Here is a 23669-nt window from a genome sequence, read left to right on the forward strand (position 1 = left end):
GTCGCAGACTACCCGCGTAGACAGGAAAACCACGGTGCGACAGGCGCGCATTGCTCCGCCGTGGACTCGGCGGCATAATGTAGCCCCTTTTTTCAGCCCCTACATGTGGAAGGTTCCCGTGACTCAGAAGCCCGACCAGTGTCTTGGTGAATGGATCGATCGTGAAGCGCTCGCCGAAGCGATGATCCCTCTCATCGGTCAGCTCTACCGCAATAACAACGTGGTGAGCTCGATCTATGGCCGCAGCCTGATCAACCAGTCTGTCATCGCGATTCTCAAAGCCCACCGCTTTGCTCGCCACCGTCAGTCCGACGACAGCGAATTGTCCGTCCACGAAACTTTCCCCCTGCTCAAGGCGATGAGCGAGCTCAAGCTCGGCGCCGCTTCGGTGGACCTGGGCAAGCTGGCCGTCAAGTTCAAGACCCAGGGCAATGGCCGCACCGCCGAGCAATTCGTTCGCGAAGAGCTGGCCGACGTGGTGGGTCAGCAAAACGCAGCCGCCCGTAAAGGCACGGATGTGGTGCTGTACGGCTTCGGTCGTATCGGTCGCCTGCTGGCGCGCATCCTGATCGAGAAAACCGGTGGCGGCGACGGTCTGCGACTGCGGGCCATCGTGGTGCGCAAGGGCGCCGAAAACGACCTGACCAAGCGTGCCAGCCTGCTGCGCCGCGATTCGGTCCATGGTTCGTTCAACGGCACCATCACCATCGACGAAGAAAACAACACCATCAGCGCCAACGGCAACCTGATCCAGGTGATCTACGCGAAGAACCCGACCGAGGTGGATTACACCCAGTACGGCATCAAGGACGCGCTGCTGGTGGACAACACCGGTGTGTGGCGTGACGCCGACGGCCTGGGCCAGCACCTGGCCTGCCCGGGTATCGACCGCGTGGTCCTGACCGCGCCTGGCAAAGGCAAGCTGAAGAATATCGTTCACGGTATCAACCACGGCGATATCACCGCTGACGACAAGATCGTCTCCGCCGCTTCCTGCACCACCAACGCCATCGTGCCGGTGCTCAAGGCTGTGAACGACAAGTTCGGCATCGTCAACGGTCACGTGGAAACGGTTCACTCGTACACCAACGACCAGAACCTGATCGACAACTTCCACAAGGGCGATCGTCGTGGTCGCAGCGCCGCGCTGAACATGGTAATCACCGAGACCGGTGCTGCCACCGCTGCTGCCAAGGCCTTGCCTGAGCTGGCCGGTAAACTGACCGGCAACGCCATCCGTGTCCCGACGCCAAACGTGTCGATGGCCATTCTCAACCTGAACCTTGAGAAGGCCACCAGCCGCGAAGAGATGAACGAGTACCTGCGCTACATGGCGCTGCACTCCGACCTGCACAAGCAGATCGATTTCGTCAATTCGCAGGAAGTGGTGTCTACCGACTTCGTGGGCTCGCGTCACGCCGGTGTGGTCGATGCCGAAGCCACCATCTGCAACGATAACCGCGTTGTGTTGTACGTCTGGTACGACAACGAATTCGGTTACAGCTGCCAGGTGGTTCGCGTGATGGAAGACATGGCCGGTGTAAATCCGCCAGCGTTCCCGCGCTAAGCCTTAGCAGGATGTGAAAACGCCCCGACTTGTCGGGGCGTTTTTTTGTCTGGATTTTTGTGGGGCTTTCAAGGGCCTCTCGCGAGCAGGCTCGCTCCCACATTGGGTCTCCGATATCAGTAACAACTCGGTCAACGGTGGGAGCGAGCCTGCTCGCGATAGCGGTCTGTCAGGCGCCACCGACTACCGAAGCCTGCGCAGTGCGCAACGCATGCCGGTTGCCCTTGAACAGTACCAGTGTGGCTATCAACCCCAACACCGCCGCGCCACTGAGCCAGATACCCGGCGCCGCTTTGTTATCGAGCACATGGATCAGATAAGTGCAGGCCGCCGGCGTAAACCCGCCGAACGTAGCCGTCGCCAGACTGTAGGCCAGGGAGAACCCGGTGGTGCGCACTTCGACCGGCATGATTTCCGTCAAGGCCACCACCATCGCGCCGTTGTACGATCCGTACAGGAAGGACAGCCACAGCTCGACGATCAGCAAGTGACTGAAGCTGGGGTTCGCCACTAGCCAGGACAGCGCCGGGTAGGCGGTGAGAATTGCCAGGGTTGTCGCCGCTAGCAGCAGAGGCTTGCGTCCGATCCTGTCGGAAACGGCGCCCATGACCGGCAACCAGAAGAAGTTCGACAAACCGATGCACACCGTGACCAGCAACGCATCCAGGTCCGACAGGTTCAGTTCGGCCTTGCCGAAGGTCGGTGTATAGGCAGTGATCAGGTAGAACGACACGGTGGTCATCACCACCAGCGCCATGCCGGCCAAGACAATGCCAAAGTTCTGACCGATGGAGCGGATGATTTCCGACAGGGTGGGGCGGTGTTTCCTAGCCTGAAATTCAGGGGTTTCTTCCAGTGAGCGGCGGATCACGAAGATGGCCGGCACGATCATGCAACCCACCAGGAATGGTATGCGCCAGCCCCATTCGCCCATTTCCTGAGGGTTCAGCCAGTGATTGAGGCCCACACCCAGCAGCCCGGCAAACACCACGGCGGCCTGTTGACTGGCCGATTGCCAACTGACAAAGAAGCCCTTGCGCCCCGGCGTGGAGATTTCCGCCAGGTAAACCGATACCCCACCCAATTCGACACCGGCGGAGAAACCTTGCAGCAATCGGCCCAGCAGCACCAGCAGCGGGGCGGCCAGGCCCAGGGTGGCGTAACCGGGCACGCAGGCGATCAGAAGGGTGCCGGTGGCCATCATCGCCAGCGTGATGATCAAGCCCTTGCGACGGCCGTGGCGGTCGATGTAGGCACCGAGGAAAATCGCCCCCAGCGGGCGCATCAGGAAGCCGGCGCCGAACGTCGCCAGGGACAGCATCAACGAGGCGAAGGCGCTATCGGTGGGGAAAAATGTCTTGGCAATGGCCGTGGCGTAGAAGCCATAGACCATGAAGTCGAACATCTCCAGGAAGTTGCCGCTGACAACGCGAAAGATCGCCTTGCCGTTGCTCGTGTTGGAAGACATGTGTAGGTACTCACTCTGGTATACGCAGTACCTGTGGGAGCGAACCTGTTCGCGATGACAGTGTGCCGGACACATTGATGCGGGCAGATATGCTGCCATCGCGAGCAGGCTCGCTCCCCCAGGGGTTGGGCTGTGTCCATAATGGCCGTCGTGGTTTTGCGGGGAGATGAAGATTTGTTAACTGGACGATGGGCAGTGCTTGTGATGCTGGGGGCCGTGTTGTCCGGCTGCGGCAATGGCGACACCCTTGAGCGTTTCGACGGCCCGACCATGGGCAGTCATTATTCCATCCAGTACGTCAGGCATTCCGCCACGCCGGGTCCGAAAGCGGTGCAGGCCGAGGTGGAAAAAATCCTCGCCGAGGTGGATCGGCAGTTTTCGACCTATCGCAGTGATTCGGATGTCGAGCGTTTCAATGCGCTGCCGGCGGGTGCTTGCCAGGTCATGCTTGGCCCCGTCCTCGAACTGGTCCGGGTGGGCGAGCAGTTGTCCTCCTGGAGCAGTGGATCCTTCGACCTGACTGTGGAACCGTTGCTGAACCTATGGGGCTTCGGCCCTCAGTCCCGGGAAGAGAAAGTGCCCAGTGCAGAAGCCTTGGCCTTGACGCGCCAGCGTGTCGGCCAGGCTCATCTGCGCATCGACGGCGACCGGCTGTGCAAGGACGCAGCAGTGGAAGTCGATTTCAACAGCATCGCCGCCGGCTACGCGGTGGACCGGATCGCCGCCAGGCTCCAGGCCTTGGGCATCGACAGTTACCTGGCCGAGGCGACGGGTGAGCTGAAGGCGCTCGGGCGCAAACCCGACGGCTCGGCCTGGCGGGTTGCCTTGGAAGAACCCCGGGATGACCGGCAGGTGGCTGAGCGGGTGATCGAGGTGGACGGCTATGGGGTTTCAACTTCCGGCGACTATCGCCGATATTTCCAGCAGGACGGGGCACGCTATTCCCACACCTTCGATGCACGCACCGGCGCACCGGTCCTGCACAACCTGGCGTCAGTCACGGTCATTCATCCTTCGGCGTTGATGGCCGATGGACTGTCGACGCTGTTGCTGATTCTAGGTCCTGAACGGGGTTGGGACTATGCTGAAGAACACGGCATTGGGGTATTTTTCGTGTTGCGGGACGGCGAGCGTTTTGTCACCAGGACCAACGATGCGTTTGAACGGATCAGCGGCGGGAAAACCCAACGTTGACAGCCTTCAGGATGCGGGCGGCCCGTGGCGAGGGTGCTTGCTCCCGCTTGAGCGCGAAGCGCTCACAAAGATGGGGCTGCTGCGCAGCCCAGCGGGAGCAAGCTCCCTCGCCACATTGATTGGGGCAAGTCTTGAAGAGTGGCGATGACAGCCTGTTGAAAGGGTAGGTGTGGCGAAATAGCACCTGCCTGGCCCGCTTTAAGGCACAGCGCGGTGGGGAAACTAATTGAGAACGCCCCCTAGCCTCTGACGCGACCAAGGGGTAATGTGCGCGGCGTTGACGCTTCTATAGACTGTGGCCGGGCTCGTGAACCGGCCTGAAAATTGTTCCTTCATGTCGCAACCCGACGTGATTTAGCCGTCGGTACCATAGCCGGTGCCGCGGCCTGTTCTGAGGAGTACGCATGGCTGTCTACAACTACGACGTGGTGGTACTGGGTTCCGGCCCGGCGGGGGAAGGCGCGGCAATGAACGCCGCCAAGGCAGGGCGCAAGGTGGCGATGGTCGACAGCCGTCGGCAGGTCGGCGGCAACTGCACCCACTTGGGCACCATCCCGTCCAAGGCCTTGCGTCACTCGGTGCGGCAGATCATGCAGTTCAACACCAATCCGATGTTCCGGGCCATCGGCGAGCCGCGCTGGTTCTCCTTTCCCGACGTGCTCAAGAGCGCCGAGAAGGTGATTTCCAAGCAAGTCGCCTCGCGTACCGGCTACTACGCTCGCAACCGGGTCGACGTATTCTTCGGCACCGGCAGTTTCGCCGACGAACAGACGGTGGAAGTGGTCTGCGGCAACGGCGTGGTCGAGAAGCTGGTGGCCAAGCACATCATCATCGCCACCGGCTCGCGCCCGTACCGCCCGGCCGACATCGATTTCAGCCATGCCCGCATCTACGACAGCGACACCATCCTGAGCCTGGGCCACACTCCACGTAAACTCATCGTCTACGGCGCGGGCGTGATCGGTTGCGAATACGCCTCGATCTTCAGCGGCCTGGGTGTGTTGGTGGAGCTGGTGGACAACCGTGGCCAGTTGCTGAGCTTCCTGGACTCGGAAATCTCCCAGGCCCTGAGCTATCACTTCAGCAACAACAACATCACGGTGCGCCACAACGAAGAATACGACCGCGTCGAAGGCGTGGACAACGGCGTGATCCTGCACCCCAAGTCCGGCAAGAAGATCAAGGCCGACGCCTTGCTCTGGTGCAACGGCCGCACGGGCAACACCGACACCCTGGGGCTGGAGAACATCGGCGTGAAGGTCAACAGCCGCGGCCAGATCGAAGTCGACGAGAACTACCGCACCTGTGTGCCGAATATTTATGGCGCCGGTGACGTGATCGGCTGGCCGAGCCTGGCCAGTGCTGCCCACGACCAAGGTCGCTCGGCTGCCGGCAGCATCGTCGACAATGGCAGCTGGCGCTTCGTCAACGACGTGCCGACCGGTATCTACACGATTCCGGAGATCAGCTCCATCGGCAAGAACGAGCAGGAACTGACCCAGGCCAAGGTGCCGTATGAAGTGGGCAAGGCGTTCTTCAAGAGCATGGCCCGGGCGCAGATCGCCGGTGAGCCGCAAGGCATGCTGAAGATCCTGTTCCACCGCGAAACACTGGAAGTGTTGGGTGTGCACTGCTTCGGCTACCAGGCTTCGGAAATCGTGCACATCGGCCAGGCAATCATGAACCAGCCCGGCGAGTTGAACACGCTGAAGTATTTCGTCAACACCACGTTCAACTACCCGACCATGGCCGAAGCCTATCGGGTTGCGGCCTACGACGGGCTCAACCGGCTTTTTTGAGCGGCTCCGGCCGGTGGCCTGAGCCGGCCGGGGAGACCGATTTCAGCCATTCCCGAGCGTGGCGGTGGCCAAACCGGGAAAGTCTGTAATCAGGCTGTCAGCGCCAAAGTCGGCGAGCCTGCGCATCAGCGCGGGTTCGTTGACCGTCCACACCGACACATGCAATCCCTGGCGCTGGGCCTTGATCAGGCGCTCGGGTGTGCACAGCGTCCAGTTCAACGCCAGAATCTTGCAGCCGTAGCTCTGGGCGACCTTCAGCGGGTCGAGCCAGGCATATTCGGCCACCAGGCCACGGGAGATGTCCGGGGTCAGCTCCAGGGCCGCCTTGAGCACTTCCCGGGAGCTGGAGGTGATGGTGACCTTGTCCAGCAGCCCGAAACGCTGGGCCATTTCACGGATCCCCAAAACCGTGGCGGCGGCGCGGGTGCGTGAAGCGCTTTTGACTTCCAGTTGCCAATGCTCGAAATCACACTTCTCGAACAGTTCCTCCAAACGCGGGATCGGACATGGCTGGACCCAGCCCGGGCCACCCTTGCGCGCATCGTAGGTCACCAGCTCGGCGGCGGAATGCTCCACCACTTTGCCTCGGCGATCCGTGGTGCGCTTGAGGGTCGGGTCGTGGATCACCATCAACTCGCCGTCCATGGATAAATGCAGGTCCAGTTCGCAACGGCGTACGCCGTGCTTGAGGCATTCCTGAAAACCGGTCAGGGTATTTTCCGGCGCTTCGCCCTTGGCGCCGCGGTGGCCATAAATGAGGGTCACGGTTCTTCCTTATTGGTACCTGATTCGTTCAGTTCGCGAGCCAGGCGCCGTTCTTGCGCCTGTTTCTGCAGGATGTAGCGCGCCAGCAACTGGCGCTGCGCGTCGGTCGGGCGTTCGAACTCGGTGCCCACGTCAAAGCCGTCGCCCTTGGGGTCGCAGTGGGTGACGCGGGCGCGCAGCAGAAGCCCGAGCGCCTGGGGCATCAGCACGAGCTTGATCGACAGATGGGCGCCGATGGCGACGGGGGTGGGGTACTGGAAGTCGATACCGCCTTCGGAAATGATCACCGGCTGCGGTTCGCCGATTTCCCCGAGCACCGTCAGGGCGATGACCTGGCTGAGCAGGTCGATGCGTTTGTTCATCACCTTGAGGTACGCCGCGATGCTGCGTTCGCGCTCGCTGATCTGGCGCAGCAGGTGCTGGGATTCGAACTCGCTCAGGTGCAGTTCACTGAGCAGATTGAACAGCGGGGACGCATCCTGCAGCATTTCCAGGCCGGCGGCTTCTGGAATGGACAGGGGCCGAATTTCCAGTGCGATCGTGTCCTCGATACGGTAGTATTCGCGGCGATCTTCTTCATCTAATGTCGACATGGCGAACCCATGGTAGCGGCGGTGGTCTGAGTGTAAAGCTGGTTTGTGACCCCCGCCACAAGGACGTTCCTTTTCCCTCCGAACAAGCCCCGACATGTTCAGACCACTCTTCGTATTCATCGGCACGCGTTATACCCGTGCAAAACGCCGCAATCATTTCGTATCGTTCATTTCCCTGACATCCATCATCGGCTTGGCCCTCGGCGTGGTCGTGATGATCGTCGTGCTGTCGGTGATGAACGGCTTCGATCACGAGATGCGCACCCGTGTACTGGGCATGGTGCCCCACGCGACCCTCGAAACCGGCGAGGCCATCAGCGATTGGCCGAGCCTGGCCGCCAAGGTCAAGCAGAACCCGCAGGTACTGGCCGTTGCGCCGTTCACCCAGATGCAGGGCCTGCTGACCAACAATGGCAAGGTCTCCAAAGTGTTGCTCAATGGCATCGATCCCAAGCTCGAACGGCAAGTGTCGATCATCGATAACTTCATGCAGCAGGGCAAACTCGACGACCTGGCGCCCGGCAGCTTCGGCATCGTCATCGGCGACAAGGCGGCAGCCAAGCTCGGCGTGGCTATCGGCGACAAGCTGACCTTTGTTGCGCCGGAGGTCACCGTAACGCCCGGCGGCATGTTCCCGCGTATGAAGCGCTTCACTGTGATCGGCATCTTCCACGTCGGTGCCGGTGAGCTGGATGGCTACCTGGGCGTGACCAATCTTGAAGACCTGGCGCGTCTGCATCGCTGGAAAGCCGATCAGGTCCAGGGGTTGCGCTTGAAGTTCGACGACCTGTTCCAGGCGCCGCGCGCGGCCTGGACCATCGCCCAGCAGCTGGGCGAGGACCGCTACTACGCCCGTGACTGGACCCGCACCCACGGCAACCTGTACCAGGCCATCCGCATGGAAAAAGCCATGATCGGCCTGCTGTTGCTGCTGATCGTCGCTGTTGCCGCCTTCAACATCATTTCCACGCTGGTGATGGTGGTGAACGACAAGAAGGGCGACATCGCGATCCTGCGCACCCTGGGCGCCACGCCGGGGCAGATCATGCGCATCTTCATGGTCCAGGGCACGGTGATCGGGGTGATCGGCACGCTGGCGGGCGCCCTGGTTGGCATGTTTGCCGCGCTGAACGTCAGCGCTGCGATTGCCGGCCTCGAAAGCCTGATCGGCCACAAGTTTCTCAACGCCGACGTGTATTTCATTGACTATCTGCCATCGCAATTGCAGGCCGATGACGTGTTGATGGTCTGCGGCGCCGCGTTGGTCCTGAGTTTCCTCGCCACCCTGTATCCTGCCTGGCGTGCCGCACGCACCCAGCCGGCGGAGGCGTTACGTTATGAGTGAGTCGGGCATGAGTGAAAAAGCGATCTTGAGCTGCCGCAACCTGGGCAAGTCCTACGAGGAAGGTCCGGAGTCGGTGGTGGTGTTGTCGGGCCTGCAACTGGAATTGCACCCCGGCGAGCGGGTGGCGATTGTCGGGACTTCCGGCTCGGGCAAAAGTACCTTGCTCAACCTGCTGGGCGGCCTCGACACGCCGACCACCGGCAGCGTCTGGCTGGCAGGGGAAGAACTTTCGGCGTTGAACGAGAAGGCCCGTGGCCTGCTGCGCAACCGCTCCCTGGGCTTCGTCTATCAGTTCCACCATCTGTTGCCCGAGTTCACGGCGCTGGAAAACGTCTGCATGCCGTTGCTGATAGGCCGCACCGCAATCCCCGAAGCCCGCCAGCGTGCCACGGCGCTGTTGGAACGGGTCGGGCTGGGGCATCGCCTGGAGCACAAGCCCGCCGAGCTGTCCGGCGGCGAGCGCCAGCGCGTGGCGATTGCCCGGGCGCTGGTCAACAAACCGGGCCTGGTGATGCTCGATGAGCCGACCGGTAACCTCGATTCTCACACCGCCCAGGGTATCCAGGACCTGATGCTGGAGCTCAGTACCTCGATGCGCACGGCGTTCCTGGTGGTGACCCACGACATGAACCTGGCCCGGCAGATGGACCGCGTCCTGCACTTGCAGGAAGGTTGCCTGACACCCATCTGACCGACCGCAACCCGGCGCTCGCTGCTAGCGCCGGGTCTTTTATCTTTTTACGGTGCACCGCGAATGTTCAGACCGTTATCGATCTTTATCGGCACGCGCTATACCCGCGCCAAGCGTCGCAATCGCTTCGTTTCGTTCATCTCCATGACCTCGATGATCGGCCTCGCCCTGGGTGTGCTGGCGATGATCGTGGTACTGTCGGTGATGAACGGCTTCCAGCGTGAAATGAGTTCGCGCATCCTCGGCATGGTGCCCCACGCGACTGTCGTCGGCGTCAATCCGATCGACGACTGGCAACCGGTGGCCGCCGCAGCGCTGAAAAATCCTCAAGTGACCGCGGCCGTGCCGTTCACTGAACTGGAAGGCATGCTCAGCCACAAGGGTTCGATGCAGCCGATCCAGATCAGTGGTATCGACCCGGCCCAGGAGGGCAAGGTGTCGATTGTTGCCCAGCACATCGTTCAGGGGCGCCTCGATGCCTTGAAGCCGGGTGAGTTCGGCGTGGTGATCGGTGAAATCACCGCCCGCCGTTTTCGCTTGAACGTCGGTGACAAACTGACTCTGATCGTGCCTGAAGTCAGCACCGCGCCTGGCGGAATTACCCCACGGATGCAGCGACTGAATGTGGTGGGCGTGTTCAAGGTAGGCGCCGAGCTGGATGGTTCCATGGCGCTGATTCATGTGGCCGACGCGGCACAGATGCAGCACTGGCAACCGAACCAGGTGCAGAGCGTGCGCCTGGCGGTGAAGGATCTGTACGCGGCGCCGAAGGTGTCCGGTGACATCGCCACCGGCCTCGGCGCCGGCTACAAGGCCGACGACTGGACGCACACCCAGGGCAGCCTGTTCAGCGCGATGAAAATGGAAAAAACCATGATCGGCCTGTTGTTGCTGATGATCGTCGCGGTGGCGGCGTTCAACATCATCGCCACGCTGATCATGGTGGTGAACGACAAGGGTGCCGACATCGCGATTCTGCGTACCATCGGTGCCACGCCGCGGCAGATCATGGCGATCTTCATGGTCCAGGGGACGGTGATTGGTATTGTCGGCACGCTGATCGGCGGGGTGCTTGGGGTGATCGCGGCGTTGAACGTCAGTGCGCTGGTGGGCTGGCTGGAGCGGGTCAGCGGCCAGCACATCTTCAGTTCCGATGTGTACTTTGTCAGCAACCTGCCGTCGGAGCTGCAGCGCGGCGACGTGGTGCTGATCTGCTCGGCCGGGTTCATCCTCAGCTTCCTGGCCACGGTGTACCCGGCCTGGCGCGCGGCGAAGATCGAACCGGCGCAGGCGTTGCGGTATTCCTGAGACCACTGCAGCCCCGGGCTGCGTGTGCAAGCCTCCCATCTCTCGGCGGCACATAAGGCCCCTGTGGCGAGGGAGCTTGCTCCCGCTGGGCTGCGCAGCGGCCCCATTTGTGAGCGCTTCGCACTGGAGCGCCAGCCCGGTCAAGCGGGAGCAAGCTCCCTCGCCACAGGGTTTGTGTCAGGCTTGGTTGGCCTTCGGCAACTCAATTAGAAAACGCGTCCAGCCATCGGCTGATTCACAGTGGATCTCTCCGCCGTGGGCGCGGATGATCGAGCGGGTGATGGCCAGCCCGAGGCCGGCATGTTCGCCGCGGCTTTCCTGGCGAGCCGGGTCGGCTCGGTAGAAGCGATCGAACAGGCGCGGCAGCAGGTCCGCCGGGATCTCTTCGCCGCTGTTCTCCACGCTGATGCGAACCCTTTGGGCCTCATCGACAATACGCACTCGCACGTCGCTACCTTCGTGGGTAAAGCGCAGCGCGTTGTCCAGCAGGTTGGAGAGGGCCCGGCGCAACATGTTGCGATCGCCACCGAGGTGGCCCTCGCCTTCACGGCTCAAGCGAACGTTGATGTCCTCGGCCAGGGGCGCGAAGAACTCCAGCAACACGTCCACTTCCTCGGCCAGCGCCAGCGGCTCGCGATCCGGGGCCAACAGGCCATGGTCAGCCTTGGCCAGGTACAGCATGTCGTTGACCAGTTGCGCCATCCATTGCAGTTCTTCCAGGTTGCTGTGCAGGGCCTCGCGGTAGTCTTGCGGCGAGCGTTCGCGGGTGAGGGTGACCTGGGTGTGGGTCAGCAGGTTCGATAACGGCGTGCGCAACTCATGGGCAATGTCGGCGGAGAATGCCGAGAGCCGCTGAAACGCATCGTCCAAGCGTGCGAGCATGGCGTTGATGCTGTGGGCCAGTTCCGCCAGTTCCGTAGGCATTTGCTCTGCCGGCAGCCGGGCATTGAGGGAGCGGGCCGAGACGTTGCCGGCAATCGCCCCCATGCTGCGCAATGGACGCAAGGCGCGGCGAGCGGCCCAGGCACCGAGCAGGGCGGTCGCCAGCGCAGACAGGCCGACAGTCAGCCAGATCAGGCGCTGCATGCGTTGCAGGAAGTGTTGGTGATGGGTGATGTCCAGCAGCAGAGTCAGCTGCGGCGAGCCTGGGCGGTCGGGGAAGAGTGGGGCGTTCAGCACGCGATAGTCCACGTCGCCATCGCTGAGAGTGGAAATACCGGGCATTTCCGGCAACCGGGTTGGAATCCGGATCGAGCTGTCATACCAGCGCACTCCGTCGCTGTCTTTGATGCGCAGGGCCAGATCAGCCTGGCGGCTCAGTTCCTCTTCCAGACGGCGTTGCGTCTGCTCGGCGCCCAAGCCTTGCACGGCGCGGCGCAGGCCGATCAGCTTGTCTTCGAGCAACTGTTGGTCCAACTCGATGAAGTGCGCCTCGCTGCCACGGCTGAAGAGTACGCCGGCGAACAGCGAGACCACGGCGGTGCAGGCGGCAAACAGCAGCGCCAGACGGCTGCTCAGCGACCACCGGCCCATCACAGGCTGCGCTCCTCAAGCACATAGCCCATGCCCCGCACGGTGTGGATCAGTTTGCCGGGGAAGTCGTCGTCAATCTTGATTCGCAGGCGCCGGATCGCGACTTCGATGACATTGGTGTCACTGTCGAAATTCATGTCCCAGACCTGGGAAGCGATCAGCGACTTGGGCAGCACTTCGCCCTGGCGGCGCAGGAGCAGTTCCAGCAAAGCGAACTCCTTGGCGGTGAGATCGATGCGTCGGCCACTGCGCTCGACGCGACGACGGATCAGGTCCAGGCGCAAGTCCGCCAATTGCAGGCTCGTTTCCTGCTGCATCGAGCCGCCCCGGCGCAGCAGGCTGCGTACGCGAGCCAGTAATTCGGAGAAGGCAAACGGCTTGACCAGGTAATCATCGGCGCCCAGTTCCAGGCCATGCACACGGTCCTGCACCGCGTCCCGTGCCGTGAGAAACAGCACCGGCGTTTCCAGGCCTGCACCGCGCACGGCTTGCAGAATCTGCCAGCCATCGCGACCGGGCAACATCACGTCGAGGATCAAAAGCGCATAGTCGCCGCTCACGGCCAGTTGCTGACCGGTAATGCCATCGGTCACCAGATCGGCATTGAACCCTGCTTCACTGAGGCCCTGGCGCAGGTATTGGCCGGTTTTCGTTTGGTCTTCGACGATCAGCAGTTTCATGACGGGCTCATGGGCAGGTTCGGACGTGGGCGTTATACCCCGGCGGGCGGGGCGACGGCGCAAGCTGACAAAGTTGTAATCATGCTGTCAGGCGGATGGCAGCCACGCCACGCTAAGGTTTCCCAAGCTTATCCGGTTGGAGTACGAAGATGTTGATGGGAAAACCCTTGATTTTGGTCGCTTGCGCATTGTTGTTCAGTGCATCGTCGTGGGCGTCGCCCGGCCAGCATTTCGAGTTCGGCCAGCCTGCTCCGGCAGCCAAGGCCAATCGCAGCATTGAGGTGGTGATGGGGGACATGACATTCAATCCCGGCGCCTTGGAAGTTAAGAAGGGGGAGACGGTTCGTTTTGTACTGATCAACAAGGGCCAGTTGCTTCACGAATTCAATCTGGGTAATGCCGCGATGCACGCTGAACACCAGCAGCAAATGCAGCAGATGCAACAGGCCGGCCACCTGACGCCGACGGCGATGAAGGCCGGCGTGGAACATGGGGCGATGGGGCACGATCAGGCCGGCATGGGCCACGACGACCCCAATAGCGTATTGGTAGAGCCTGGCAAGACCGCCGAGCTGACCTGGAGGTTCACCCAGGCCACCCGCCTGGAGTTCGCCTGCAATGTGCCTGGGCATTATCAGGCCGGCATGAAAGGCGTCTTGACGGTCAGTCAGTAAGCGCTCAAGGCGGTGGCAAAGACTGATAGAATCCGCTGATTCTTCAGTCAGGTTTCCGTCATGCATCCCGCAGCCGAACATTCGCCGCTGGGCAAATCCAGCGAATACATCGCGACCTACACGCCGTCACTCTTGTTTCCGATCCCGCGCACCGCGAAGTGGGCGGAACTGGGGCTGACGGCCGACACCTTGCCCTACAAGGGTGTGGATTTCTGGAATTGCTTCGAGCTCTCATGGTTGCTGCCGTCCGGCAAGCCGGTGGTGGCCATCGGCGAGTTCGCGATCCCGGCGGACTCGCCGAACATCATCGAGTCCAAATCCTTCAAGCTGTATCTCAACTCATTGAACCAGACCTCGTTCGCTGACACGGCGAGCCTGGAGGCGACCCTGCGCCAAGACCTGTCGGCGGCCGCCGGCAAGCCGGTAGGCGTGCGGATTCGCAGTCTCAAGGACGTGGAGAGCGAGGGTGTCGTCGCGCTGCCCGGCGTGTGCATCGACGAGCTGGACATCAGCGTCGATTCCTATGAGCATCCGCGTCCGGAACTGCTGCGTTGTGATGCATCGCGTGTCGTCGAGGAAAGCGTGCACAGTCATTTGCTCAAATCCAACTGCCCGGTGACCAGCCAGCCGGACTGGGGCAGTGTGGCGGTGCACTATCGCGGCGCGGCGCTGGATCATGCAAGCCTGCTGGCCTACATCGTCAGCTTCCGCCAGCATTCGGATTTCCACGAGCAATGCGTGGAACGGATCTTTCTCGACCTGCAGCGCTTGCTCAAGCCTGAGACGTTGACGGTGTATGCGCGATATGTGCGGCGGGGTGGGTTGGATATCAACCCGTATCGCAGCACTGAAGCGGAGCAACTGCCGAACCATCGGTTAGTGCGCCAGTAACGTTACTATCTCTGAGACTGTAGCCGATCCAATTGTGGGAGCGAGCCTGCTCGCTCCCACAGGTGATTGCAGTGCAGGGGTAAAAAGTGAAGCCCGCTCTCGATAGCGGGCTCTCTGTCATTCAAATCCCGATATTGCCTAACGTCAGCACAATGTTGCGCAGGGTTCCCGCAATGGCGGGATGCTTCAATTCGAAGCTTTCCACGGCAAGGTTCACGCCGTCGACCAGGTTGGTGTCCTGCAGCTGGTTTTCCAGCTGGATCTCAGCTTCGATCTGAGCCATCAATTGATGCAGGTGTTCGCGTTCCGGCCCAGACAGCGGCGGGTCCTGGTCCAGTTGCTTGCGCAGGGTATCGAGTTGCTCTTGCAGTTCGCGGCGGGCGGGCATTGACGTACTCCCTTTATGAATAGGCACAGCCATGGACCGCGACGGTGTGGCAAAAGTCCGTGGCTTGTCTAAAGAGTAATCCACCCTCAAGCGCCCTGCATGACCTCGATCACGGCTTCTCGCCTTTGAATCGGCGCAGGTTGATGTCCGCCAGGCAGGTGTCGAGTTCGCCCAGGTGGTCGATGACCGAGTGTACGCCCAGGCTGAACAATTGGACGGTGGCCTTGGCGCGCCTGGTTTCCCTTTCCTGTTGGCTCAGCGCTTCCCATTCACCGGGCGTGAGGCCGCACAGCGAGCCGCAGGAGGCCAGTCCGATGGTCCACAGGCCGGCGTTGAGACCTGACTGCAACTGGCGAGGTTCGCCACTGACCAATACACAGCCGTCAAGGTGCTGGACGTTCAGCGCCATCAAGGCTTGCCAACAGGCGTGGGGGGCCGGCCAAGGATAATTTGTTGCAGGAAGTTGCGGCGGTTTGATCCAACCTGGCAACGAAGCCGCCAGGGCATGGCTGACCGCCGGTGGCAGTTCGTCAAGCCAGGCGCAGGGGATCTCCTGAAGGTGCAGACGGCGCAGGCAGTCCAGCGCGCCCGGTGTAGGTTGTGCGTGCTCGGTCGGTGCGGCCCCTGGTTGTCGAATCCGCGCCCCGAAATCCACCAGGCACCCACTCAGGCCAAACAGCACGGCGGTCAGGCTGGGCGCGGGGAGGGGCAGGGCTTCGGCGCGGGGCATGGGGACGTCCTTGAAATAAACGCCAGCCTACCGGCCCTCAATGACAGTCCCGTGACAGTGAAGTCTCGACGCTTGGAAAGGGAAATGTCCTACGATGTGCTGTTCTTTCGTGCTGCCTATCTACGCGTTCCGTCTTATACTAGCGCCCTTACCGCCTGGGCTCGGCGCCCTTGCCTGAATAAACCAAGGAGTTCTCCCATATGCGCTGGAGCCATCGTCTAGCTCAGCTGTGTCTTTCCGCCAGCGTCCTGCTGGTTCCGTTCGCCGTCCAGGCCGCCACGGAAGAAGATCCTTGGGAAAGCATCAACCGTCCGATCTTCACCTTCAACGACACCCTCGATACCTACGCCCTCAAGCCGCTGGCCCAGGGTTATCAGTACGTGACACCGCAGTTTCTCGAAGACGGCATCCACAACATGTTCCGTAACATCGGCGACGTCGGCAACCTGGCCAACAACGTGCTGCAGGCCAAGCCAGCGGCCGCCGGGGTCGATACAGCCCGGCTGATCTTCAATACCACCTTTGGCCTGCTGGGATTCTTCGACGTCGGCACCCAGATGGGATTGCAGCGCAGCGACGAGGATTTCGGTCAGACCCTGGGTTACTGGGGCGTAGGCAGCGGACCCTATGTGATGCTGCCGTTGCTGGGCCCGAGCACCCTGCGGGATGCGCCAGCCAGGTATGTGGACAGCTACACCGGCCCGTATCGTTACATCGACAACGTTTCGGTGCGCAACTCGATCTTCGGCCTGAATATCGTCGACACCCGCGCCAGCCTGCTTTCCGCCGAGAAAATGGTCAGCGGTGACAAGTACGTGTTTATCCGCAATGCCTACCTGCAGAATCGCGAATTCAAGGTCAAGGACGGTCAGGTCGAAGACGACTTTTGATTCGACCTGTCAAGCCAGGAAGGCAGCCCCAAAGGCTGCCTTTCGTGTTTTTACGCAAGGTTTACCCCGACGGCATCCTTCCATTGAGTTACGCTTCGCTCGGTTCTTATAACTCTCTGTACTTTGACAAATAAAGACGGCAAGCGGCGATCCGCATGAGCTTGAAACGCCCCGCGGATGGGAGTACCGTCTGCGCCTTAGAAGGGCACCTCTGATGTAATCGTGTGTCAGGCATCGGCCTGAAAGCGGTGGAACAGAGTGGCTAGAAAGCGAATCCAGTAGTGCGTGCCAGTCCAGACAGCCCGGCCCGCTACGCCAACCTAATTCTGGCGCCGTTTGCCCACATGCCAAAAACCAGTGCCACGCTGCTGATAATCGATGATGACGAAGTGGTGCGAGCCAGTCTCGCGGCCTACTTGGAAGACAGTGGTTTCAGCGTCTTGCAGGCCAGTAACGGCCAACAGGGTCTTCAGGTATTCGAGCAGGACAAGCCCGACCTGGTCATCTGCGACCTGCGCATGCCGCAGATGGGCGGACTCGAACTCATTCGTCAGGTTACCGAGATTTCTTCGCAAACCCCGGTGATCGTCGTTTCCGGCGCCGGCGTGATGAGCGACGCGGTCGAGGCCCTGCGCCTGGGCGCGGCGGACTACCTGATCAAGCCCCTTGAAGACCTGGCCGTGCTCGAGCACTCGGTGCGTCGGGCCCTTGACCGTTCGCGCCTGCTGCTGGAGAACCAGCGCTACCGCGAAAAGCTGGAAACCGCCAACCGCGAGCTGGAAGCCAGCCTGAACCTGCTGCAGGAGGACCAGAACGCCGGGCGTCAGGTGCAGATGAACATGCTGCCGGTCAGCCCCTGGACCGTCGACGGTTTGCGCTTCGCCCACCAGATCATCCCTTCGTTGTACCTGTCGGGAGATTTCGTCGACTATTTCCGCGTCGATGAGCGGCGAGTGGCGTTCTACCTGGCGGATGTTTCCGGCCATGGTGCATCGTCGGCATTCGTGACCGTGCTGTTGAAATTCATGACCACGCGTTTGTTGTTCGAATCCAAGCGCAACGGCACATTGCCCGAGTTCAAGCCTTCTGAGGTCCTCGGACATATCAACCGGGGTCTGATCAGTTGTAAGCTGGGTAAACACGTCACAATGGTCGGTGGAGTCATCGACGAGGAGACTGGCTTGTTGACCTATAGCATCGGCGGACATCTGCCGTTGCCCGTGTTGTATACGCCAGACAGTGTTCGTTACTTGGAAGGGCGTGGTCTACCGGTCGGCCTGTTCAACGAGGCCACCTACGAAGACCATGTGCTGGAATTGCCCCCGACCTTCAGCCTGACGCTGATGTCTGATGGCATTCTGGACCTTTTGACGGAACCTACACTCAAAGAGAAAGAAGCGGCCTTGCCTGAACGGGTGAGTGCGGCGGGCGGCAGCCTGGAAGGCTTGCGTCAAGTGTTTGGATTAGCCACGCTCGGGGAGATGCCGGATGATATCGCCCTGTTAGTGTTGAGCAGGAACCTTTGATGAGTACCGGTAGAATCCAGTTCGCCGAGCAGGACGGCACCTTTGTCCTGAAGTTTGTCGGTGAAGTGCGCCTGACCCTGTGTTCGGCGCTGGATGCGACTATTGAGCGGATCTTCACCGCGCTGAACTTCAGCGCCATCGTGATCGACCTGACCGAAACCCGCAGTATCGACAGCACCACCCTGGGCCTGCTGGCCAAACTGTCGATCCTGTCGCGGCAAAAGGTCGGCCTGCTGCCGACCGTGGTCACCACCCACAACGACATCACCCGTCTGCTGCAATCGATGGGCTTCGACCAGGTGTTCAACATCGTTGGCGATCCCGTGCCGTGCCCGGAATGCCTGGACGACCTGCCTGACCAGGATCAGTCCGAAGAAGACGTGCGGATCAAGGTGCTCGAAGCGCACAAGATCCTCATGGGACTGAACGATTCAAACCGTGAAGCCTTTCATGACTTGGTAAACGCGCTGGAACGGCCCGGAGGCTGAGTTCTCCCTGTGGGAGCGAGCCTGCTCGCGATGAGGTCCGTCCAGCCACTGTATCGCCTAAGACAGATCCATGAAAAAAGGGGCGAACCCATCAAGGTTCGCCCCTTTTTGCTTGCTCGTGTCTCAGCTCAAAGCTTGGCTTGCAGCAACGCCTCCAGCTTCTCCTGGTCCCGGGCAAACTGACGGATGCCTTCGGCCAGTTTTTCGGTCGCCATGGCGTCTTCGTTGGACAGCCAGCGGAACTGCGCTTCGTTGAGGTTCATACGAGCTTCCCCGGCTTGCCCTGGCGCGAGCTTGCGCTCCAGCGTGCCTTCGTCGGCGGCCAGCTTCTCCAGCAGTTCCGGGCTGACGGTCAAGCGGTCGCAACCGGCCAGTTGCTCGATCTGATTGAGATTACGGAAGCTTGCGCCCATGACCACGGTCTTGTAGTCGTTGGCCTTGTAGTAGTTGTAGATGCGCGTCACCGATTGTACGCCCGGATCATCGGCGCCGGTGTAGTCGCTGCCATTGGCTTTCTTGTACCAGTCGTAGATCCGGCCCACGAACGGTGAGATCAGGAACACCCCGGCATCGGCACAGGCGGCGGCCTGGGCGAAGGAGAACAGCAGGGTCAGGTTGCACTGAATGCCTTCACGCTCCAGCTTCTCGGCGGCACGGATCCCTTCCCAGGTGGACGCGATCTTGATCAGCACGCGATCGCGACCCACACCAGCCTTTTCGTACAAGTCGACCAGGCGATGGGCGCGCTTGAGCATTGCCTCGGTGTCGAACGACAGGCGCGCATCCACCTCAGTGGAAATACGCCCGGGAATCACTTTAAGGATTTCTTGCCCGACCGCCACGGCAAAACGGTCGCTGGCCAAGCCTACGTCACCCTTGCAGTCCGCCACGCAGGCGTTCAGTTGCTCGGCATAGCCTGCAATGGCCGAGGCCTTGAGCAGCAGGGAAGGGTTGGTGGTGGCGTCCACGGGTTTGATGCGGGCAATGGCTTCGAAGTCGCCGGTGTCGGCCACGACGGTGGTGAATTGCTTGAGTTGTTCCAGCTTGGAAGTCATGAGCGTGCTCTGTCCTATGGGTCTGTTGACATTACCCGAGGGCCGGCAGCCACTCAAGGGCATGAAGAGGTATCGAAGGCCCCGGCGGCAACAACCTGAAAACGGTTGTTTGAAAGGCCGGGGCGGGTATCGCTAGATACGATGCCAAAACAGCGCGCAGGTTCAAAAGCAAGTGAGGGTCAGCGCCCCTCCAGCAACTGCCCTGCCTGATCCAGCAGGGCCAACGGATCCTTGGTCTTGTGGATATCCACCGACAACAACTGCCGAAACCGTCGCGCCCCCGGAAACCCCGTGCCCAGTCCCAACACGTGGCGGGTGATGTGATGCATCGCACCGCCGGCAGCGAGATGATCGGCAATGTACGGACGCAACTGCGCCAGCGCCTCGGCACGGCTGATGATCGGTGCGGTACTGCCAAACAACTGTTGATCCACCTCGGCCAGCAGATACGGATTATGGTACGCCTCGCGCCCCAGCATCACGCCGTCGAACGTCTGCAGATGTTCATGGCACGCGTGCAGGGTCTTGATCCCCCCATTCAGCACGATTTCAAGCTCGGGGAAATCCGCCTTCAACCGGGCCACCACGTCATAGCGCAGCGGCGGGATGTCACGATTCTCCTTCGGCGACAGCCCCTCCAGGATCGCGATACGCGCATGCACGGTAAAACTGGTGCAACCGGCGTCACGTACCGTTGCGACGAAGTCACACAACTGCTCGTAACTGTCCCGTCCATTGATCCCGATCCGATGCTTGACCGTTACCGGAATCGAAACCGCGTCGCGCATTGCCTTTACACAATCGGCCACCAACTCGGGGTGCCCCATCAGGCAGGCGCCGATCATGTTGTTCTGCACGCGGTCGCTGGGGCAGCCGACGTTGAGATTCACCTCATCATAACCGTGCTCCTGGGCCATGCGCGCACAGGCTGCCAGCTCGGCGGGAACACTGCCGCCCAGTTGCAGGGCTAGCGGGTGTTCGGATGAATGATGACGCAGGAAACGCTCATGGTCGCCATTGAGCAGGGCGCCGGTGGTGACCATTTCGGTGTAGAGCAGGGCGTTTTTGGAGAGGATGCGTAGGAAGAAGCGACAGTGGGCGTCAGTCCAATCCATCATGGGTGCAACACTGAAGCGCCGAGACAGCGTAGGCCGTGTATTTACTGGGCTAAGGCTCTGTTTTACTAACATTTTACTCAACGTGTTCTTGGCGTGATTTCGGGCGTTTTCAGGCGTTTTTTGGATCTCAGTGGTACGATGTACCACTTTGAAACTGACGCGTACCACTTTCGATATGGCAACTATCAGGGCAAGAAAACTGGCGGATGGGTCTGTTACCTACACGGCTCAGATCCGCATCAAGCGCAACGGAGTGCAAGTCTATCAAGAGAGCCAGACCTTCGCCCGAAAACAGGCGGCGCAGGCCTGGGCGCGCAAGCGTGAGTCGGAACTGGACGAGCCAGGTGCGATTGAACGGGCGAACCGCAAAAGCGCCACGCTCAAAGAAATGATCGACCAGTACCTGATCGAGGTTGAGAAAGCCCGGCCGCTGGGCAAGACCAAGCGTGCAACCCTCACAGCAATTGGCGAAACGTACATGGGCAAGCTGGCCGATACCCAGATCAATACCCAATGCCTGGTCGATTACGCACTGTGGCGGATGAGTCCAGAAGGTGGGGGCGTCCAAGCGCAGACCGCCGGCAACGACTTGGCCCACCTCGGCGCCGTGCTTTCCATAGGAAAGGACGCTTGGGGTTACCAGCTGGATCCTCTGGCGATGGGCGGCGCACGGCGCGTACTGCGCAAGCTCGGCTACAACTTGAAAAGCCGCGAACGTGACCGGCGTCCTACGCTCGATGAGCTGGGGAAGCTCATGCAGCATTATCAGGACATGCAGGCCCGGCGTCGAAGCATCATTAACATGATGAAAGTGGTGGGCTTTGCCCTGTTCTCGACGCGCCGTCTCGACGAAATCACCCGGATTCGCTGGGACGATCTCGACGAGCCCGGCCAGCGAGTGTTGGTACGCGATATGAAGAATCCAGGCCAGAAGATCGGCAATGACGTGTGGTGTTACCTGCCAGACGAGGCCTGGAAAATCCTTCAGACAATGCCCCGTGCCGGCGAAGATATATTCCCCTACAGCCCTGAATCAATCTCAACATCCTGGGCGAAGGCCTGCAAAATCCTTGCGATCAAGGATCTGCACTTCCATGACCTCCGTCACGAAGGGGTAAGCCGTCTGTTCGAAATGGACTGGGACATCCCCCGGGTGGCGAGCGTTTCGGGGCACCGAGACTGGAATTCGCTGAGGCGCTACACCCACCTGCGTGGCAAGGGTGATCGCTATGTGAAGTGGGAATGGTACGAAGAGATATTGAGGGCGCCCGTCCAACTAGGCGCCGCATCAATGAAGTGGCTCAAAAGGCGTGTTTTAACCCGTTGAGCTGGCTGTTCTCTTTAACCGCGGCTGCGCGTTGTAGGTCGAGATACGCAGCCAGGTCGGTGATATGGATCCCCTTGGCCGACTTCTGGCTGCGTTCGAGGCGGGTTATGGGGATCTTGATCTGCCCGCTCATCACCTTGCGTTGAAACATGTCAGGCGTCAGGTGCGTGAAGTAGTCCCTGCAAACCTGCTCCAGCGAGATAATCGCCTGGCCGTCGTACTGGGCCATCAGGATAAAGGCTGTGTTCATGATGTCTCTCACATCCGAAACGATTGATGAATGAACGTTGGCCGGCCAGCACGTCCTGCAGGTTGTGCCTCATCCGCCTGAATCTCGCAAATGAACCTGTGCTTGTTCCGATTCGTTGCGCTCAGTGCCTGGGTAAGTCCTGGCAACGCGCCAACGCATTGCTCATAGGCATCCGGCCCATGCCAGCTTTCAGCCGGCAGAACCTGGCAGTCAGTACGAGTTGCGTCGCTGCATAGATACAAAAGCAGGAGGACTGTCATACGTTCCCCTTCCGTTCAAGGCGGGGGCGGACAGATGTAGGTTTTATCGCTGAGGCCATGGCGACGACCCGCATATCGCTCTCGCTCAGCTCTATGTCCCTACTGTCTGATGGGGTTGCAGGAAATAACCGGTTTGCCTGCACAAATGCTGAAAAGGCCTCGTCAAAGTGGGCGGCCAGTGCGTTTCGCAAGGCGTCGTAGTGAAGTTCGAATTCAATTGCTTCTGCCGGTGTAACTTCCACTCCAATCTTCTTTGGCCTGCTCTTGCTGGAATACAGACCGGGAGTGCATGAGTCGCAAACCTTAGACATGATCTGCGCCGCGAGCTTACGCTCGTACACGTTCAAAATCGGAAACCAACAGATTTCGCGGCACTCGTCGTTCAAGTCGTTGATGGTCAAGCCGTGACGCGCCAACAGTTTGTCCAGCATGCGTTGCGCATTGTCCTTCTCGCCGCCTTCGCCACGCTCTGCGAGGGCCATCAGCTTGCGTAGCTTCGCCTGAACCTTCGCATCGCCTTCACGGGGCATGTGTACTTGCATGGTACTTCTCCTCGTAAGCGGTGGGGGAGTTGCCGCTCCCCCGCGTTCCGCCTATATCTGATAATCAGCGTGCGTATCGACGCGTTTTGTTTTGTTTGATCGCTTCCCGCTCGGCCATAAGAGCGGCCCATTCCTGCGATTTGCGTTTCTGACGAATACGGCTACAGGCCTGATGCTTGCGGGTGGAGCGCGCTTTGCCACAGATATCGCAACGACTGGGCAAGTCGAGCCGTTGACTAGCCATGGCTGGCCGTGTCCGCCCTGGACTGGCAACCATAATCACTGCCCTCCCATGAGCATGCGCGTAAGGGCGTTGGTCTGGCCGTCCGGTGTTAACTTGTTAAGTGGCTGGGTAGTGGTACGTCCGTTGGCGCTACGCAACGTGGCTACTTCGCCGTTGATCTCTTCGATCACAGCTTTGCGAGCACTGAAGCGATAGCTGCGACCGCCGCCGCTGATTGCCACGTAGCTGACCGTATGGCCGATCTGCAACGGGGTTGTGGTAGCCTCTGCGGCGCTACCTTGGGTTTGATTCACTTGCATGGTGCTTCTCCTAGGGTGGTGGGTGTCGAGGAGTTGCCGCTCCT

Annotated in this window: 24 protein-coding genes; 12 read left to right on the forward strand and 12 right to left on the reverse strand. The window is 60.6% G+C overall.

The features are described 5' to 3' along the window. Positions 1-103 precede the first annotated feature (103 nt). Positions 104-1567, forward strand: a complete 1464-nt coding sequence (locus ACLEJQ_RS12105) for a glyceraldehyde-3-phosphate dehydrogenase (protein WP_440795221.1) — start codon at positions 104-106, stop codon at positions 1565-1567. A 169-nt stretch (positions 1568-1736) separates the two neighbouring features. Here the strand turns inward: ACLEJQ_RS12105 and ACLEJQ_RS12110 are convergent, their stop codons facing one another. Continuing rightward, positions 1737-3035, reverse strand: coding sequence for an MFS transporter (locus tag ACLEJQ_RS12110; RefSeq protein WP_440795223.1), 1299 nt, complete (start codon positions 3033-3035; stop codon positions 1737-1739). 204 nt (positions 3036-3239) lie between these two features. Here ACLEJQ_RS12110 and ACLEJQ_RS12115 point away from each other — a divergent pair, with 204 nt between their 5' ends. Continuing rightward, the gene (locus tag ACLEJQ_RS12115) at positions 3240-4229 is read left to right on the forward strand and encodes an FAD:protein FMN transferase (RefSeq protein ID WP_440795530.1); all 990 of its coding nucleotides are present in this window, start codon (positions 3240-3242) and stop codon (positions 4227-4229) included. Between the two features lie 404 nt (positions 4230-4633). Next, positions 4634-6028, forward strand: a complete 1395-nt coding sequence (sthA, locus tag ACLEJQ_RS12120; protein WP_440795225.1) for a Si-specific NAD(P)(+) transhydrogenase — start codon at positions 4634-4636, stop codon at positions 6026-6028. A gap of 42 nt (positions 6029-6070) precedes the next feature. Here sthA and ACLEJQ_RS12125 read toward each other — a convergent pair whose 3' ends face one another. Beyond that, the gene (locus tag ACLEJQ_RS12125) at positions 6071-6793 is read right to left on the reverse strand and encodes a glycerophosphodiester phosphodiesterase (protein ID WP_440795227.1); all 723 of its coding nucleotides are present in this window, start codon (positions 6791-6793) and stop codon (positions 6071-6073) included. After that, positions 6790-7386: a PilZ domain-containing protein gene (locus tag ACLEJQ_RS12130; protein ID WP_440795229.1), complete on the reverse strand. Its 597-nt coding sequence runs from the start codon at positions 7384-7386 to the stop codon at positions 6790-6792. The genes ACLEJQ_RS12125 and ACLEJQ_RS12130 overlap by 4 nt, the downstream gene beginning before the upstream one ends. Before the next feature lie 94 nt (positions 7387-7480). On the opposite strand from ACLEJQ_RS12130, the gene ACLEJQ_RS12135 reads away from it, so the two are divergent. The 3 genes from ACLEJQ_RS12135 to ACLEJQ_RS12145 all read left to right on the forward strand — a co-directional run bounded on the left by ACLEJQ_RS12135 (position 7481) and on the right by ACLEJQ_RS12145 (position 10730). Further along, positions 7481-8731, forward strand: a complete 1251-nt coding sequence (locus ACLEJQ_RS12135) for a lipoprotein-releasing ABC transporter permease subunit (protein WP_440795231.1) — start codon at positions 7481-7483, stop codon at positions 8729-8731. Between the two features lie 7 nt (positions 8732-8738). After that, on the forward strand, positions 8739-9422 hold the full coding sequence (gene lolD, locus ACLEJQ_RS12140) for a lipoprotein-releasing ABC transporter ATP-binding protein LolD (RefSeq protein ID WP_175459445.1): 684 nt from the start codon (positions 8739-8741) through the stop codon (positions 9420-9422). Between the two features lie 63 nt (positions 9423-9485). Beyond that, positions 9486-10730: a lipoprotein-releasing ABC transporter permease subunit gene (locus tag ACLEJQ_RS12145; RefSeq protein WP_440795233.1), complete on the forward strand. Its 1245-nt coding sequence runs from the start codon at positions 9486-9488 to the stop codon at positions 10728-10730. Between the two features lie 177 nt (positions 10731-10907). Here ACLEJQ_RS12145 and ACLEJQ_RS12150 read toward each other — a convergent pair whose 3' ends face one another. Further along, the gene (locus tag ACLEJQ_RS12150) at positions 10908-12263 is read right to left on the reverse strand and encodes a heavy metal sensor histidine kinase (protein WP_440795235.1); all 1356 of its coding nucleotides are present in this window, start codon (positions 12261-12263) and stop codon (positions 10908-10910) included. Further along, a complete protein-coding gene (locus tag ACLEJQ_RS12155; protein ID WP_440795237.1) occupies positions 12263-12943 on the reverse strand; it encodes a heavy metal response regulator transcription factor in 681 nt (226 codons plus the stop codon). The genes ACLEJQ_RS12150 and ACLEJQ_RS12155 overlap by 1 nt, the downstream gene beginning before the upstream one ends. Positions 12944-13092: 149 nt before the next feature. Here ACLEJQ_RS12155 and copI point away from each other — a divergent pair, with 149 nt between their 5' ends. Next, on the forward strand, positions 13093-13617 hold the full coding sequence (gene copI, locus ACLEJQ_RS12160) for a copper-resistant cuproprotein CopI (RefSeq protein WP_440795238.1): 525 nt from the start codon (positions 13093-13095) through the stop codon (positions 13615-13617). A gap of 60 nt (positions 13618-13677) precedes the next feature. After that, entirely contained in the window at positions 13678-14508 is an 831-nt protein-coding gene (gene queF, locus ACLEJQ_RS12165) for an NADPH-dependent 7-cyano-7-deazaguanine reductase QueF (RefSeq protein WP_440795240.1), read from the forward strand. A 121-nt stretch (positions 14509-14629) separates the two neighbouring features. Here queF and ACLEJQ_RS12170 read toward each other — a convergent pair whose 3' ends face one another. Together ACLEJQ_RS12170 and ACLEJQ_RS12175 are read right to left on the reverse strand one after the other, a co-directional pair. Continuing rightward, positions 14630-14896, reverse strand: a complete 267-nt coding sequence (locus tag ACLEJQ_RS12170) for a DUF4404 family protein (RefSeq protein WP_440795242.1) — start codon at positions 14894-14896, stop codon at positions 14630-14632. Between the two features lie 109 nt (positions 14897-15005). Beyond that, on the reverse strand, positions 15006-15626 hold the full coding sequence (locus ACLEJQ_RS12175; RefSeq protein ID WP_440795244.1) for an HAD family phosphatase: 621 nt from the start codon (positions 15624-15626) through the stop codon (positions 15006-15008). A 200-nt stretch (positions 15627-15826) separates the two neighbouring features. On the opposite strand from ACLEJQ_RS12175, the gene ACLEJQ_RS12180 reads away from it, so the two are divergent. From ACLEJQ_RS12180 to rssC, 3 genes are all read left to right on the forward strand, one after another. Next, entirely contained in the window at positions 15827-16516 is a 690-nt protein-coding gene (locus ACLEJQ_RS12180) for an MlaA family lipoprotein (RefSeq protein WP_440795246.1), read from the forward strand. 344 nt (positions 16517-16860) lie between these two features. Then, positions 16861-18042 (forward strand): two-component system response regulator RssB, encoded by a 1182-nt coding sequence (rssB, locus tag ACLEJQ_RS12185; protein WP_440795532.1) that lies wholly within the window; start codon positions 16861-16863, stop codon positions 18040-18042. Next, on the forward strand, positions 18042-18530 hold the full coding sequence (gene rssC / locus ACLEJQ_RS12190; RefSeq protein ID WP_440795248.1) for an anti-sigma factor antagonist RssC: 489 nt from the start codon (positions 18042-18044) through the stop codon (positions 18528-18530). Before rssB ends, rssC begins: the two co-directional genes overlap by 1 nt. A 128-nt stretch (positions 18531-18658) precedes the next feature. On the opposite strand, the gene tal is transcribed toward rssC, so the two are convergent. Both tal and dusA read right to left on the reverse strand, forming a co-directional pair. Continuing rightward, positions 18659-19585: a transaldolase gene (gene tal / locus ACLEJQ_RS12195; protein ID WP_440795250.1), complete on the reverse strand. Its 927-nt coding sequence runs from the start codon at positions 19583-19585 to the stop codon at positions 18659-18661. Between the two features lie 179 nt (positions 19586-19764). Continuing rightward, positions 19765-20775, reverse strand: coding sequence for a tRNA dihydrouridine(20/20a) synthase DusA (dusA, locus tag ACLEJQ_RS12200; protein WP_440795252.1), 1011 nt, complete (start codon positions 20773-20775; stop codon positions 19765-19767). A gap of 103 nt (positions 20776-20878) precedes the next feature. On the opposite strand from dusA, the gene ACLEJQ_RS12205 reads away from it, so the two are divergent. After that, entirely contained in the window at positions 20879-22030 is a 1152-nt protein-coding gene (locus ACLEJQ_RS12205) for a tyrosine-type recombinase/integrase (protein ID WP_440795534.1), read from the forward strand. Here ACLEJQ_RS12205 and ACLEJQ_RS12210 read toward each other — a convergent pair. From ACLEJQ_RS12210 to ACLEJQ_RS12220, 3 genes are all read right to left on the reverse strand, one after another. Beyond that, positions 22005-22280, reverse strand: coding sequence for a pyocin activator PrtN family protein (locus tag ACLEJQ_RS12210; RefSeq protein ID WP_024778225.1), 276 nt, complete (start codon positions 22278-22280; stop codon positions 22005-22007). The two genes, ACLEJQ_RS12205 and ACLEJQ_RS12210, sit on opposite strands and share 26 nt — an antisense overlap. A gap of 256 nt (positions 22281-22536) precedes the next feature. Next, positions 22537-23082 carry a DUF2786 domain-containing protein gene (locus ACLEJQ_RS12215; RefSeq protein WP_440795254.1) on the reverse strand — a complete coding sequence of 182 codons (546 nt, stop codon included), beginning with the start codon at positions 23080-23082 and terminating at the stop codon, positions 22537-22539. 279 nt (positions 23083-23361) lie between these two features. Continuing rightward, a complete protein-coding gene (locus ACLEJQ_RS12220) occupies positions 23362-23625 on the reverse strand; it encodes a hypothetical protein (protein ID WP_440795256.1) in 264 nt (87 codons plus the stop codon). Between the last annotated feature and the right edge of the window lie 44 nt (positions 23626-23669).

It is taken from the genome of Pseudomonas sp. SMV71 (genome assembly GCF_052042015.1).
Classification (GTDB): domain Bacteria; phylum Pseudomonadota; class Gammaproteobacteria; order Pseudomonadales; family Pseudomonadaceae; genus Aquipseudomonas.